The 13,685-nt window shown below is 62.8% G+C and carries 12 protein-coding genes; 10 read left to right on the top strand and 2 right to left on the bottom strand.

Annotated features, from left to right (window positions below):
* Window positions 1-156 precede the first annotated feature (156 nt).
* The 10 genes from LB545_RS14145 (at window position 157) to LB545_RS14100 (ending at window position 11,383) form a co-directional block, all read left to right on the top strand.
* Entirely contained in the window at window positions 157-381 is a 225-nt protein-coding gene (locus tag LB545_RS14145; RefSeq protein WP_140499061.1) for a hypothetical protein, read from the top strand.
* A gap of 120 nt (window positions 382-501) precedes the next feature.
* On the top strand, window positions 502-2,988 hold the full coding sequence (ligD, locus tag LB545_RS14140) for a DNA ligase D (protein ID WP_140521442.1): 2,487 nt from the start codon (window positions 502-504) through the stop codon (window positions 2,986-2,988).
* 225 nt (window positions 2,989-3,213) lie between these two features.
* Window positions 3,214-4,122, top strand: coding sequence for a Ku protein (locus tag LB545_RS14135; protein WP_140521443.1), 909 nt, complete (start codon window positions 3,214-3,216; stop codon window positions 4,120-4,122).
* A complete protein-coding gene (locus tag LB545_RS14130) occupies window positions 4,119-5,240 on the top strand; it encodes a tetratricopeptide repeat protein (RefSeq protein WP_224705295.1) in 1,122 nt (373 codons plus the stop codon). Before LB545_RS14135 ends, LB545_RS14130 begins: the two co-directional genes overlap by 4 nt.
* Before the next feature lie 213 nt (window positions 5,241-5,453).
* A complete protein-coding gene (locus tag LB545_RS14125; protein ID WP_140521445.1) occupies window positions 5,454-6,098 on the top strand; it encodes an alpha/beta family hydrolase in 645 nt (214 codons plus the stop codon).
* 7 nt (window positions 6,099-6,105) lie between these two features.
* Window positions 6,106-6,876, top strand: coding sequence for an exodeoxyribonuclease III (locus LB545_RS14120; protein ID WP_140499052.1), 771 nt, complete (start codon window positions 6,106-6,108; stop codon window positions 6,874-6,876).
* A gap of 243 nt (window positions 6,877-7,119) precedes the next feature.
* A complete protein-coding gene (locus LB545_RS14115) occupies window positions 7,120-8,541 on the top strand; it encodes a hypothetical protein (RefSeq protein WP_140499050.1) in 1,422 nt (473 codons plus the stop codon).
* Window positions 8,538-9,359 (top strand): hypothetical protein, encoded by an 822-nt coding sequence (locus tag LB545_RS14110; RefSeq protein ID WP_140499048.1) that lies wholly within the window; start codon window positions 8,538-8,540, stop codon window positions 9,357-9,359. Before LB545_RS14115 ends, LB545_RS14110 begins: the two co-directional genes overlap by 4 nt.
* Window positions 9,356-10,387 carry a hypothetical protein gene (locus LB545_RS14105; protein ID WP_140499046.1) on the top strand — a complete coding sequence of 344 codons (1,032 nt, stop codon included), beginning with the start codon at window positions 9,356-9,358 and terminating at the stop codon, window positions 10,385-10,387. Before LB545_RS14110 ends, LB545_RS14105 begins: the two co-directional genes overlap by 4 nt.
* 33 nt (window positions 10,388-10,420) lie before the next feature.
* Window positions 10,421-11,383 carry a hypothetical protein gene (locus LB545_RS14100; RefSeq protein WP_181167220.1) on the top strand — a complete coding sequence of 321 codons (963 nt, stop codon included), beginning with the start codon at window positions 10,421-10,423 and terminating at the stop codon, window positions 11,381-11,383.
* 151 nt (window positions 11,384-11,534) lie between these two features.
* Here LB545_RS14100 and LB545_RS14095 read toward each other — a convergent pair whose 3' ends face one another.
* Entirely contained in the window at window positions 11,535-12,275 is a 741-nt protein-coding gene (locus tag LB545_RS14095; protein WP_140499042.1) for a sulfotransferase family protein, read from the bottom strand.
* Between the two features lie 355 nt (window positions 12,276-12,630).
* Window positions 12,631-13,497 carry a glutathione-dependent disulfide-bond oxidoreductase gene (gene yghU / locus LB545_RS14090; protein WP_140516131.1) on the bottom strand — a complete coding sequence of 289 codons (867 nt, stop codon included), beginning with the start codon at window positions 13,495-13,497 and terminating at the stop codon, window positions 12,631-12,633.
* Window positions 13,498-13,685 lie beyond the last annotated feature (188 nt).

The following is a 13,685-nucleotide window of genomic DNA, read 5'->3' as shown; positions in this document are numbered from 1 at the left end:
AATCGAGCCGATGCCGTCGGCTATGCTTGCGTCTTGCAGGGAAGCCGCCGCGGCGAGGAAATTGACACCCGCGCCGCTCTCCGCCATCCTTGACGCCAGTCGCCGGACCGCGAAGCGCGGTCGAGTTCCGTGTCAGGGCGACCGAGGGCGAAGCGCATGTCCAGTGCCGTGAACAGCCAGAACTCCAAGCGTGCCGCGGTGCGCAAGGCGCTCGACCGCCACAAGGTCTACATCACCGCGCAGAGTTTTTCAGGCGGCACCTATAGGGCGCGCGTGCTGGTCGATGGCGAGGCCTACTGGGTCGACGAATTCCGCTTGAGCCAGCTGCGGCAGGGCCTGTCGCCCGCTGAGCTCGAACTGACGCCGGCGGCCGACGATTGAGCGTGGTGACTGGTTGGCAGCGACGTTTCGGCTAGTCACCCTGATACATGCCGCATCGGACCGTTCGAGCAGGCATGGCGCTCTGTTGTTGCAATTGGCTGGCTTGCGACGGTCGATGCCATGACGACGCCCTCCAAGCTCAAACCTTACCGCGCCAAGCGCGAATTCTCGAAGACGCCGGAACCGGCGGGTGGGTTGATCGCCGAGGAGGGCAACCGCTTCGTCGTCCACAAGCACCATGCCACGGCGGATCACTACGACCTGCGCCTTGAGGTCGGCGGCGTGCTGAAGAGCTGGGCGGTGCCGCGCGGACCTTCGCTCAATCCGGCCGACAAAAGGCTGGCGGTCGAGACCGAGGACCATCCGCTCGAATATATCGACTTCGAGGGCGTCATTCCCGAAGGCGAGTATGGCGGCGGGCCGATGATCGTCTGGGACACGGGCAGCTGGGCGCCGATGGAGGATGTCGAGAAGAGCTTGCGCACCGGCGCCTTCAAGTTCCGGCTGGCCGGGAAAAAGCTCAATGGCGGCTGGATGTTGACCAGGCTGAAGCCGAAGCCCGGCGAAGAGGAGGGCAAGAAGAATTGGCTTCTGTTCAAGGAGCGCGATCTCGCTTCCAATCCCACGCTCGACATCCTCGAAGAGCGGCCGGAGAGCGTGAAATCCGGCCGCCGTATCGAGGAGCTGGTGGCGCCGCCGCCGGCCAAGGCTGCGCCAAGGCCCGGTACGCTGAAGCCCGGCGCCTTGCCCGGCGCGGTCAAGACCTCGCCCGCCGCCCGCATAGAGCCGCAACTGGCGACACAGGTGCCGAAACCGCCGGGCGGTGACGATCCTGGCGACCGCACCGGCGAGTCCTGGCTGCACGAGATCAAGTTCGACGGCTACCGCACCATGGCGCATCTGACAGGTGGCGAGGTCAGGCTGATCACCCGCGGCGGCATCGACTGGACCAAGCGTTATGGCGATCTGCCGCATGCCTTCGCCAAGCTGCCGTGCCGGGAGGCCATCATCGACGGCGAGATCGTCGTGCTCGACGGCAAGGGCATTTCCCGCTTCGCGCTTCTGCAGGACGCGCTGGCGGAGGGCGCCGGCAGCAAGCTGCATTTCTACGCCTTCGATCTCCTGCATCTCGACGGCTGGGATTTGCGCAAGGCGCCGCTGGAAAGGCGCAAGGCGCTGCTGGCCGAACTGCTCGCCGGCCTGCGCGCCAACTCCGCGATCCAGTACAGCGATCACGTGGGCGGCGACGGGCAGGGGCTTTACGACCAGGCCTCGGAGCTTGGCCTGGAAGGCGTCGTCTCCAAGCGCGCAACCGCGACCTACCAGAGCGGCCGCACGAAGAGCTGGACCAAGACGAAGGCGCTGCAAACCGGCGATTTTGTCATCGCCGGCTACACCGTTTCGGATGCAGCCGAGGGGCTGGCGGCGCTTGGCCTTGCCGAATTCGAGGACGGCGAGCTTCACTATCGCGGCAAGGTCGGCACCGGCTTCGACGCCGAGACCGCGGCCGATCTTCTGGCCCGGCTGGAGCCGCTCACATCAGGCGCCATGGCGCCCGAAGGCGCGCCGCGCGAAATCATGCGCGAGATGCATTGGGTGAAGCCGCTGTTTTCAGCCCATATCCATTACGCCAACCGCACGGCGGACAATGCTCTGCGCCATGCGGTGTTTCGCGGCCTCAGGGATGTCGGCCTCTCGACGCCGGTTTCGGCCAAGCGCAAGCGGCTGATCGCGGAGGCTGACCTCGCCACGATCTGGGTAACCAACCCGACCAGGCGCCTGTTCGGCAAGACCGGGCCGACCAAACTCGACATCGCCGTCTACTACGCGCTGGTCGGAGATTTCATGCTGCCGCATATTCTAGGGCGTCCAGTGTCGCTGGTGCGCTGCCCGACCGGCCTGCCGAAGGACTGCTTCTTCCAGCGCCATGCCTTCACCGGCATGCCGCCTTCGGTTGCCACCTTCGAGGCGACCAATTCCGAGGGTGAGACCAAATCCTACCTCTCGGTCGAGGGCGCAAAGGGCTATCTGGCGCTGGCGCAGTTCGGCGTGGTCGAGTTCCACACCTGGGGTACGCATCGCACCAGCCTCGACAGGCCCGACCAGATCGTCTTCGATCTCGATCCGGGCGAAGGGATCTCCTGGCGCGAAGTGGTGGAGGCCGCGGTGCACATCAAGGGCGAACTGGAGAGGCTGGGGCTGGTCCCCTTCGCCAAAACCTCGGGCGGCAAGGGCATCCATATCACCGTGCCGGTGACCGCCAGGCAGAACTGGAAGACGCTGCACCAGGCGACCAGCGCTATTTCCACGCATCTGGCGGCAAGCGCGCCTGACACCTTCACCACCACAATGGGCAAGGACAACCGCAAGAAGCGCATCTTCATCGACTATCACCGCAACGCGCGCGGCCACACCTCCGCCGCACCCTATTCGCTGCGCGCCCGCACCAACCTGCCGGCCTCGACGCCGGTGAGCTGGGCGGATCTGGAGACGATCGACGCGCCGCAGGACCTGAACTATGCGTCGCTGCCGGGACTCTTGGAAACGTCGGGCGATCCGTGGGCTGAGATCGACGAGTTTGCTCGGGATTTGCCCACGTTCAAATAGATTGGTTTCCTCTCCCCCGCTTCGCGGGGGCGAGGAAACCCAAGTCCATCGACGCTTTTGACAATTTGAATTATTCTCTACTCGCGGCCCTTCCGGCGTCCTAAAACATTTCGTCAGGATTTGCCGGTAAGGTGCGGGGTCGGTGTAGGATTTGCGCAGCCTTGTTCGTCCTTCGGACGAAAGCGCTGCGAAAAGTTTCAGTGCATGGCCGCGTAGGAGTTCATCATGGCGCCCAGGGCAAGTTGGAAAGGTTACCTCAAGCTCAGTCTGGTGAGCTGTCCGGTGCGGCTATACCCCGCCACCAGCGCCAGCGAGCGCATCTCGTTCAACCAGTTGCACAAGAAGACCCACAACCGCATCAACATGAAGCCGGTCGATCCGGAACTCGGACTGGTCGAGCGTTCGGACCTGGTCAAGGGCTACGAGTACGAGGACAAGCAGTACATCATCATCGACGATAGCGACCTCGACGCGGTGCGCATCGAATCCAACCACACGATGAACATCGAGGCCTTCGTCGACGAGGACGAGGTCGACGTCATCTACCAGGACGCGCCCTATTACATGGCGCCGGACGGCGCGATGGCGGAGGAGACTTTCGCCGTGCTGCGCGAAGCCATGCGCAAATCCGGCAAGCTGGCGATCGCGCGGCTAGTCCTGTCCAGCCGCGAGCGCGTGGTGACGATCGGCGCGCGCGAAAACGGCATGTTCGTGTGCACGTTGAGGAACCCGAACGAAGTGCGCGGCACGGCTGAATATTTCGGCAATATCCCTGCCGGCAACCCGGATCCTGAAATGCTGCAACTCGCCGAAGCGCTGATCAAGCAGAAGGAAACCACCTTCGATCCGAAGAACTACGAGGATCGCTACGAGATCGCGCTGATGGCGATGATCCGCGAGAAGCTGAAGGGCCACAAGCCTATCATCGCGGCGGCACCCGAGCGCGGCAACGTCATCAATTTGATGGATGCGCTGAAGGCGAGCCTGTCGCAGTCGCAGTCGAAGCCGCCGGCCAAGTCGAAGAGCAAGGCCGACGAGAAGCCCGCCGCCAAGGCCAAGACGGCCGCGGGCGGCGCTGCTGAAAATCCGCTGAAAGCCAACCTGCTGAAGGCGGTCGGCAAGAGCAAGAAGTGACGGCACCAGCCGGCGCTATATTCGGCACGATCGGCGCGCTGGCGGCGTTTCCGCTCAGGCTGGCGGCGCGCGAGGTCGCGCGCCAGCATGGCGAACTCAGGCGCGGTGTCATCCGGCGCACCACGCATGTCGTGTTCGGTCGCGGTCTGCTGTTCAAGGCCGGGCTGGTCAAAGCCGGGCTCACGAAGACCGGCGATGTCGAGGTCGAACGCCGCGTCGCCGCCGAGCGCGGCGCCGGGCGCACATTGCTCAGCGAGAACGGTTTTCTGCGCCTGCTCGGACTGATGAAGGCGCCTGAGGCCTCCTCGCTGTCGCGGCAATCGCTGATCGATCAGTCGCAGCTATCCGGCGCCGACCTCGATCTCTTGTCGCTGTTCGATGCCTTCGAACATGACTCGGAACCCTATTCCTTCCGCGACCTGATCCTGGCGCGCAAATATGCCGGGCTGGTCGCCGGCGGCGCGACATGGGGCGCGATCGCGCGCTCGGTGCATCGTTCCGGCCCGGTGGCTTCGCTCACCGCCAAGTCGCTCGCGGTCGGCTCGGCATCCGGGCGGCCCGATGCGATCTATCTGGATGGCGGCGAGAGCGAGCTCGACGGGCAATTGCTGTTCGATCTCGGCGCCTCCGACGACGATCCGCTGGAAGAGCTGTTCGCCGAGGCCGAAGCGGCGGAGGAGGGCGGCGACCATGATGGTGCCGCCGCGCTCTACCGGCGCTGCCTTGCAATCGATCCAGGCGACGCGATCGCCGCCTTCAACCGCGCCAACTGCCTGCGCGCCGGCGGCCACCCGGCGGAAGCGGCCCATGACTATGCGCGCGCGATCAAGCTCGATCCGGCTTTCGTCGAGGCCTGGTTCAATCTCGCCGGGCTGATGAGCGAGGAGGGCAAGACGGCGTCGGCGCGAAGGCACTTGTGGAAGGCGATCGCGCTCGACGGCAATTACGCCGATCCGGTTTTCAATCTCGCCCGGCTCGAATTCGACGCCGGCAATTTGCTGGAAGCGCGGCGGCTGTGGGCGCGGTATCTGGAGCTCGACGCGGAGTCGGAGTGGGCTGGAGTTGCGGCCAAGGGCGTGCAGTTCGTGGACATGCAGCTGGCGAAATCGGCGGGGTAAAGCTCTCCCGTTTTGGGAGAAGGTGGATCGGCGCGCAGCGCCGAGACGGTTGAGGGGTGCGTGTCGGAATGAGGCGTTTGCGTTTCCTGGAACACCCGTGATCCGGCCGAGCTTCGCGAGACCACCCCGGGGCGAGCCAACGGTCTCGCCCGCCCTTCGGGTCCCACAAGGGGAGAAGGGGTCACCAACGCCGAGCCACGGGAGCCCTATTCCATGACCACCTTCCTCTTCGACGGCGACGACACAGCTCCCGTCACCATCCTGCTCGCGCATGGCGCTGGCGCGTCGATGGATTCTCCTTCGATGACCGCCACCGCCAAGGCGCTGGCGGCAGTAGGCTTTCAGGTCGCGCGGTTCGAGTTCCACTATATGGCGTCCCGCCGCTATGGCCACCGCAAGCCGCCGCCGCGCGCCGAGACAGTGAACCCGGAATACATCAAGGCGATCGCCGACCTCAGGGCGAGGGGCGTGACCGGGACGTTGATCATCGGCGGCAAATCGATGGGCGGTCGCGTCGCCTCGATGGTGGCGGACGAGATGTTTGCCAGGGGCGAAATCTCGGGCCTGCTTTGCCTCGGCTATCCCTTCCACCCGCCCGGCAAGCCCGAGCAGTTGCGGACCAAGCATCTGGCCGGGTTGACGATACCGACGCTGATCTTCCAGGGCACGCGCGACGAGTTCGGCACGCCCGACGAGATTGCCGGCTATGGGCTCTCCGACAGCATCGAGGTCGTATGGTTGGAGGATGGCGATCACGATCTGAAGCCGCGCAAGAGCATCTCGGGGTTTTCGACCGCCGATCATCTGAAGACGCTGGCCGAAACGGTGAAGGCTTGGACGGGCAAGCTCGTCTCTTGACCCGCCGATGAAAATCGCCTCCTTCAACATCAATAACGTCAACAGCCGACTGAAGAATCTGCTGACCTGGCTGGCGGCGGCAAGACCCGATGTCGTCTGCCTGCAGGAGTTGAAGGCGCGCGATATGCAGTTTCCGCGCACTGCCCTGGCCGATGCCGGCTACGGCGCGGTGTGGAAGGGGGAGCCGACCTGGAACGGCGTCGCCATACTGGCGCGGGGCGCCGAGCCGGTGCTGACGCGCGATGTGCTGCCCGGCGACGATGCCGACAGGCAGAGCCGCTACATCGAGGCGGCGGTGAACGGAATCGTCATCGGCTGCCTGTACGCGCCGAACGGCAACCCGCAGCCGGGGCCGAAATTTCAGTACAAACTCGCCTGGCACGCACGGTTGGCGGCGCATGCCGAACAGTTGCTCGACACCGGTCTGCCGGTGGTGCTGGCGGGCGACTACAACATCGTGCCCGAGCCGCGCGATATCTATGCCACGCGCTCCTACGACGATAACGCGCTGGTACAGCCGGAAAGCCGGGCAGCCTTTGCGGCGCTCATCGAGCAAGGCTGGACGGACGCACTGCGCAAGGTGTACCCCAAAGAGACGCTCTACACCTTCTGGGATTACCGGCGGAACCGCTGGCCGCGCGATGCGGGCTTGCGGCTCGACCATATCCTCCTGTCGAAGAAGCTCGCCCGCAAGCTCAAGGCTGCCGGCATCGACCGCGACGTGCGCGGTGAGGACGGCGCCAGCGACCACGCGCCGGTGTGGGTGGAGTTGCGGTGAGGGGCGGCGTTTGGCGAAGCAGAATGCCCGCTCTCTTTTTCTCCGCCCTTCGGCGACAGCGACCATACAGTATACGGCGCAGAGTAAAATACGGCTCCCTAGCAGTAGACAGTCATTCTGATGGAATTGCCGTGCTTTTGCGTCCGCAAAAGCTCCACTTTCGATTGGGCGAAACTCGTTGAAGAATCCGGAGCTTACCGCTAGCCTCGATCCGGGTGGTCGGAAGAGTGTACGTGGGGTGGAATGTTCGGGTCACTGGAAAAGCTCAAGCAACGGCTGTTGCGGCCGCCGCATGCCTATAGGCCGACGACAGAGTCATTCCCCGACATTGACGTCCAGCGCATTGCAACGGATATGCGGCTTGCGGAGAAAGGCGAGAAGCGGGGCAGGGAGAATCTGCCTCAAAGCGATGACCTACCTTACGATGCCGTTGAAAACGATATCATCGAATTGGTCGGAGCCGCCCAGAAACAATCCCACGATCATCTGGAGAACCAACTTGCGGGGTTCAGGCAGCGTCTCATCGACCTCGACTTTGAATCGCGCTTTGCCAATATAAAAGCGGCATCCACGGCTGGTCTCTCCGACTTGAAAGCCGAATTGCAGATGGGAATCGATGATCTGCATGGGCTGCGTCGCGATCTGAAGGAGGCAGAGTCCTGGCATCGTGATTTCAAGGATCAGAACGGGCTTCGCCGGCCCTGCAAGAAGACCACCGCCATCGGTACGACGTTGAAATGGCTCTTTGTGGTGGCGCTGGTGATGGCAGAGCTCGTCATCAATGGCGAACTGCTTGCAAAGCGAAACGAGCTCGGGCTGGTCGGCGGCATCGTCGAGGCGCTGATCTTCGCGATTCTCAATGTCGGCGTCGCGCTGATGTTCGCCCTCTATGGCGTGCGCGAGATCGCGCATCGCTCGATTTTCCGTAAGTTTGTCGGCATTCTCGCCATCGCGGCCTATATCGGCGCAGCGATTGCCATCAATCTTGGTCTGGCGCATTACCGCGAGGTTGCCGGAACGATCGCGACCAATGGCGACGAGGTGATGCGACGCTTGCTAAGCGCGCCATTCGCGCTGAACGAATTTCGCTCCTGGATACTCTTCTTCCTCGGTGTGATGTTTTCACTCTTTGCCCTGATCGATGGGCTCAGCATGCGTGACACTTATCCAGGCTACGCCACGGTTGATCACCGGCTTGACGAGGCGCGGGCAAATTATCGAAACAAGCGGCAAGGCCTGATCGGCGAGCTTTCCGATGTTCGCAGTGGTTATGAGGACGAACTCGCCGATGCGCGCGCCGACCTCAGCAAGCAGCGGACAGAACACGATGCGATCGTGGCCCATCGCTCTCGGTTGGTTGGGCTGTTCGACGCCCACCAAGCTCAGCTTGAACGTGCGGCAAACAGCCTGTTCCGAATCTACAGGGACGCCAATATCGCTGTACGCACGACACCCGCGCCGGAGCGCTTTTCGCGGCCATACCAACTCGGCCGCATCGGCGTCCAGTATTTCCGCGACGGGGAATGGAACAGCGACGAATTGCAAGCTTCCATCAAGGATGCGCAAGGCGACCTCGACAAGATGCTGGTCGCCTTGGGTGAACAGTTCGAGGCTGCGTTGAAGCAGTATCGCGAACTGGATGTGCTGGTGCCTGAAGCCCAATGAGCGGTCGACGGTCCCGGCGCTCGCCTTCCAACCTTGTCAACTGGGGCTGGATTATTCTATTCGCGCTCGGCCTCATTGCCGCCGCGATAGGCTTTACCTACGTCTATGTCTCGGCGCGCTCGCAACTCGTCGAACTTGACGATCGGCTTTGCCCGGTCGTCGGAGCTGCGTCGCAAACCATCATCCTGATCGATACCACGGATGCAATCGCTGACGTCACCAAACTGAACATCCAGACCCTGCTGCGCGATACCGCCTCCGGCATCCAGCGCGGTGGCTTGCTCGAGATCAGGGCCCTTACATCAGCGGTACCCTATACGAAAGAACTCTTCTCGCTGTGCAACCCCGGCAATGGCGGCGACCTCAGTGCTTTCACCGGCAATGCGGCGCTGGCGCGAGAGCGTTGGCAAGCGGGATTCGGCCAGCCGCTGCTGGTTGCGCTTGAAAAAGCGGTCGAGGCAAACAAGGCCGACAGCTCGCCGATCATGGCCGGCATTCAGTCGATAGCCGTCAGCCATCTGGTCGCCCAGAAAACGCGTGCGGTCCCCTCGCGGCTGATTGTCGTTTCGGACATGTTCGAGAATACCGAATTCTTCTCTCACTACCGCGGCGCCACAGATTTCGATGCCTTCAAAAAGTCGCCCGCGGCAAACCGCTTCGCTACGGATCTCGCTGGCAGCGATGTGTCGATCTGGCTCATACGCCGGGCGAAGTCGCCCGTCGACAGCGTCGCGTTGATGGCATTCTGGCAGCAGTGGATTGATTACAATCACGGCGTTTTCAGCTCTGCCAAGTCGTTGCAAGGAGTTGAAGGGTGAGGCGGCCGCGCGTGGCCAGCCGGCAGTTGGACGCTGCGGCGCCACTGGTCTTTATCGTTTTTACCGGCCTGGGCGCCGCCTACATAGTCGTGGCCAAATCGCTTTCCGTGTCGGCATTCGTCGTTACCTTCGTGCCGATCGCGCTGATGATGGGCTACGCGGCGATGATCATGATCGCGCGCGGGCTCCGGCTGCGCGACGACCAAACCGGGGACAACTTCTACTATATGGGCTTCATCTTCACGCTCACCAGCCTCGCCGTTTCGCTTTACCAGTATGGAGGCGGTGGCGCAGTCGACGAGATCGTGCGCAATTTCGGCATCGCGGTTGCCTCCACCATCGCCGGCATTGCATTTCGCATCGTCTTCAATCAGCTCCGACGCGACCCCATGGAAGTGGAACGCGTGTCACGTCTCGAGCTCGCAGAAGCATCCCGCAAGGTGCGCCGGGAACTCGATGGCATCCTGAGCGAGATGAACCATTTCCAACGCTCCAACCAGCAGATGCTGCAAGAGGGCTATCACGAGATACGAACGCAAGTGGAAACCTCGGCGAAATCCCTGGTCCAGTCTCTGGACCTGCTCGCCAAGGAAGCTTCCGAGCACATCAGGGCATCCTCGCTGGCGATGCAGAGCGGAATAGACACCAAGGAGCTGCGGGGCGGCATCGACCAGACAGCCAAGGCAGTTCACGATATCAACGCCATCCTGACCAGCGCCAGCACGCAGATTGCGACCGCGACACAGATGATGGCCGACAAGCTCGCTGGCATGTCGACACCCGACAAGGTCATCGAGGTTCGGCTGGAGCCGGTCGTGGCCGGTTTGCAGCGGGCGATCGAAACCGCCATGAGCGATTTCTCTTCCCGTCTTGGCGATGTGGCGGAGCTTCGGCGCGGGCTGGAACAGTCCACGGCGGAAGCGCTTCGGGCCAGCGATGTGCTCGACAAACTTGCGGCGACATTTGAGGGTTATGATCGAGCGCCGACGCGGCAGGGTCTATTCAGACGGCTCTGGCGTGGCGGCTAAAGCGCGTTGCATGGTCAGTGTGGGACGATGTCGATGAAGATGCCTTCCTCGCTTATCGCCGAAGGGGAACGCGGCCATCGCCGAGGCGTGGTGCTTGGGCTCACAATGGCCGAGCTTCTCCTCCTTCTGCTTTTCTGCCTCCTTCTGGTCTCGGCCAGCATCGCACAGCGAAAAGATGAGAGGATCGCCGAGCTGCAGGCCTCCGCGAACCTGGACATCACGGTGGGCCAGCTTGCCGACATGCGTGCCGAACTGGCGCGCCTGCAGGCGCTGTTTCCAAAAGCGGCGCTTCCTTTGCCGCCAGCCAACTGGACCGAGCTCGTTGCGGCCAAAGCGGTGATCGACGGGCTTACGGAAAAGGGCATCGATGCCGCGCCGACGTCAGATCCGACGCTGCGGAAATTGCTGCTCGAAATCAGCGAAGCCAAAGCCGCCGACCCCCGTCTGCTGGACCGACTTGAAAAGACGCTCTCGGCCTCCAACGACAGGAGCGCGGACGCTGAATCGTCGATGCAGTGGCCGCCGATGATAACGTTGAGCGACGACGGCTATACATTTGAACGTGGCAGCGCTGCTCTCACCGACGCGTTCCGGGCTCGTTTGCAGACCAAGGTCACGGACGACGTTCTGTCTTTGCTGACACGCTACAAAGTCGATGTCGTCGAGATCGTCGGTCACACGGATGAGCAGAAAATCAATCCGGCCAAGCCGTCCAACCTCGATGCGGTTGCGATCTCGGCGATGAACGGAGCCAGCGCTATCAGCGATTTGACCCCGGCCGACAATGCGGGGCTGGGGCTCTCGCGCGCTATCGCGGTAGCGAACGCGCTGATCCAGACGGGACGGCTGGGCAGTGTGAAGATCATTCCGTTGTCAGCGGCACAGCTCGTAATGCCGGGAGACATTATCGCCGATGGCAGCCACGTTGGCGATGTTCGGGAACGCCGGCGTATCGAGATTCGGGTACGACGGTCCTCGGACGGCGGCACCAATTAACGCGGTGATCGCGCGATTCAGCCTGCTTGGCGGTATCGACAACGACGCCCTTGTTTTGACCGCAGCGCTTTTTCGCAATCGCGTGGCCTGGATCGCAAAGCCTTCGTCGCTTCGCTCCCGCTGCACCGAGGGATCGACGAACGGCGCCCAACTACCCCAGCCACCACCATAGCGCCGCGATCACCGCGATAACGGCCGCCACGCTTAGCGCCAGCATGATGTAGGAGCCCTTGATGATGTCGGCGATGATCTTCTTGATGGCCTCGCGGTCGTTGAGATTGGGGAAGGGCTCGTTCGGTTGCGCCACGTCGAGGAAGTGGCAGAGCGGGGCCCAGCCTTCGCTGACCTTGAACACCAGCAGCTTTTCCGGCGGCACCGCCGCCTTCACTTCCTCGACATATGCGTTGTAGCGCTCCACGGCCTTGGCGCGGTTGCCCATGACGCCGGCTAGCGTGCGGCCCCAGATCAGCCTGCGTGACATGTCGCCGAATTTCCGGCCGAACGGCGTCAGCCATTCCAGGATCTTGAACTGCCAGACATTCTCGGTGAAGTAGATCGTGTCGATGGTGCTCTCGTACCAGGCTTCCGCGCCGCGCGGGTGCAAGGTGAGCAGCACCTTGGCGTCGGGATAGGCGGCCATCAGTTCGCGCCACACGCAGCAGCCTGGATTGTCGACCGTCGCCTTGTAATTGCCGAATACCCGGCTCCAGTCCTGCTGCGTGCCGGGCGGGCTGTTGGCCACCTTGCGCCAGAAATCGAGATGGCCCTTGTTGGCCTTGTTCAGGATCACTTCCTGCATGTGGTAGCAGGGCAGGCCGAGCCTGTTCAGCGCGACGAAGGTCGACCATGTACCGGTGCGCCCGAAGCCGGCCCCGATCAGCGTGAGCGTCATTTGTTCCCCCGACCAAACCAAGGCCGCGTGCTCGCGCCAAAAAAGGACGCCGCGGCAACCCTAGGCATACTCTGCGCGACAAGGACGCCGCGCCGCAGGATCGATTTGCTCCCTTGCATCGATCTTCTGGCAACACGTTGCGCCCCGGCCGGCATTTGCGCAACAGATTTCTATGGGGCCTGTGTGAGAGGACCGCTGTTGACGTCGGACGATGATAGAAGAAGACGCATTGCCGTCTTGAACGGCGCGGAGCGGATCGGCGTGATGTCCACGCCTCCAGGTGAGACGTTGCCGTCATCGACGCTTTCGCAAAATCAAACGGAGGGCGGGCAGCGCCGCTGCCCGCCCTCGCAGCTCACTCAGCCGCGAGCTTGTCCTGCGTGTTCGTGTCGAAATCGCTGGCGTCGTGGCGTTCGTGCAGCTGCATCGCGGGTTCGCCGAAGGCGCGGTTGACCATGCGTCCGCGCTTGACCGCGGGGCGCTCGTCGATCGCCTTCGCCCACCGCTGCACGCTCTTGTAATCCTGCACCGAAAGGAACTCGCCGGAATCATTGTACATGCGGCCGAGCGCCAGTCCGCCATACCAGGGCCAGACCGCCATGTCGGCGATCGAGTAGCCGGCGCCGGAAAGATATTCGGTTTCGGCCAGGCGGCGGTCGAGCACGTCGAGCTGGCGCTTGGTTTCCATGGCAAAGCGGTCGATGGCGTATTCGATCTTGGTCGGCGCGTACGCATAGAAATGACCGAAGCCGCCGCCGAGATAAGGGGCAGAGCCCATCTGCCAGAACAGCCAGGACAGGGTCTCGGCGCGCGCCGGCTGGTCGGTCGGCAGGAACTCGCCGAACTTTTCGGCGAGATAGGTGAGGATCGAACCGGACTCGAAGACGCGGATGGGCGTGGCGCCGCTGCGGTCCATCAGTGCGGGGATCTTGGAGTTCGGATTGACCTCGACGAAGCCGCTGCCGAACTGGTCGCCATCGTTGATCCTGATCAGCCAGGCGTCGTATTCGGCGCCCTTGTGGCCAAGCGCCAGCAGTTCCTCCAGCATGATCGTCACCTTGACGCCGTTCGGCGTCGCCAGCGAATAGAGCTGCAACGGGTGCTTGCCCACCGGCAGCACCTTGTCATGCGTCGGGCCGGCGATCGGGCGGTTGATGCTGGCGAAGGCGCCGCCGCTCGGCTTATTCCAGGTCCATACTTTCGGCGGATTGTATTCGGTCATCGCAGGGCCTCGTATTGTGGGGAGAGACAGGTTGGAAGCGGGACTGGCAGTTGCACCTACAGCTAGGGCTGCAAACGGGAAAGTTCAACTTGCGTTGAACTATTGTCAATGACCATGCCTCTCATCTTCCCTTCGGGCTTCGAAAGGATGGAGGGGATGCCTCCAACCCCTTGCGCCTTGGTTCGCGT

The sequence above is a fragment of the Mesorhizobium sp. BR1-1-6 genome (genome assembly GCF_020165355.1).
GTDB lineage: Bacteria > Pseudomonadota > Alphaproteobacteria > Rhizobiales > Rhizobiaceae > Mesorhizobium.
Note: the sequence above shows the minus strand (reverse complement) of the source record. Positions and strands in the feature narration are given on the sequence as shown.

Coding starts and splice junctions, on each gene's coding strand:
- LB545_RS14115 (WP_140499050.1), top strand. CDS start 7,120: ATGTTCGGGTCACTGGAAAAGCTCAAGCAACGGCTGTTGCGGCCGCCG.
- LB545_RS14125 (WP_140521445.1), top strand. CDS start 5,454: ATGACCACCTTCCTCTTCGACGGCGACGACACAGCTCCCGTCACCATC.
- LB545_RS14145 (WP_140499061.1), top strand. CDS start 157: ATGTCCAGTGCCGTGAACAGCCAGAACTCCAAGCGTGCCGCGGTGCGC.
- LB545_RS14110 (WP_140499048.1), top strand. CDS start 8,538: ATGAGCGGTCGACGGTCCCGGCGCTCGCCTTCCAACCTTGTCAACTGG.
- LB545_RS14100 (WP_181167220.1), top strand. CDS start 10,421: ATGAAGATGCCTTCCTCGCTTATCGCCGAAGGGGAACGCGGCCATCGC.
- LB545_RS14135 (WP_140521443.1), top strand. CDS start 3,214: ATGGCGCCCAGGGCAAGTTGGAAAGGTTACCTCAAGCTCAGTCTGGTG.
- yghU (WP_140516131.1), bottom strand. CDS start 13,497: ATGACCGAATACAATCCGCCGAAAGTATGGACCTGGAATAAGCCGAGC.
- LB545_RS14120 (WP_140499052.1), top strand. CDS start 6,106: ATGAAAATCGCCTCCTTCAACATCAATAACGTCAACAGCCGACTGAAG.
- LB545_RS14095 (WP_140499042.1), bottom strand. CDS start 12,275: ATGACGCTCACGCTGATCGGGGCCGGCTTCGGGCGCACCGGTACATGG.
- ligD (WP_140521442.1), top strand. CDS start 502: ATGACGACGCCCTCCAAGCTCAAACCTTACCGCGCCAAGCGCGAATTC.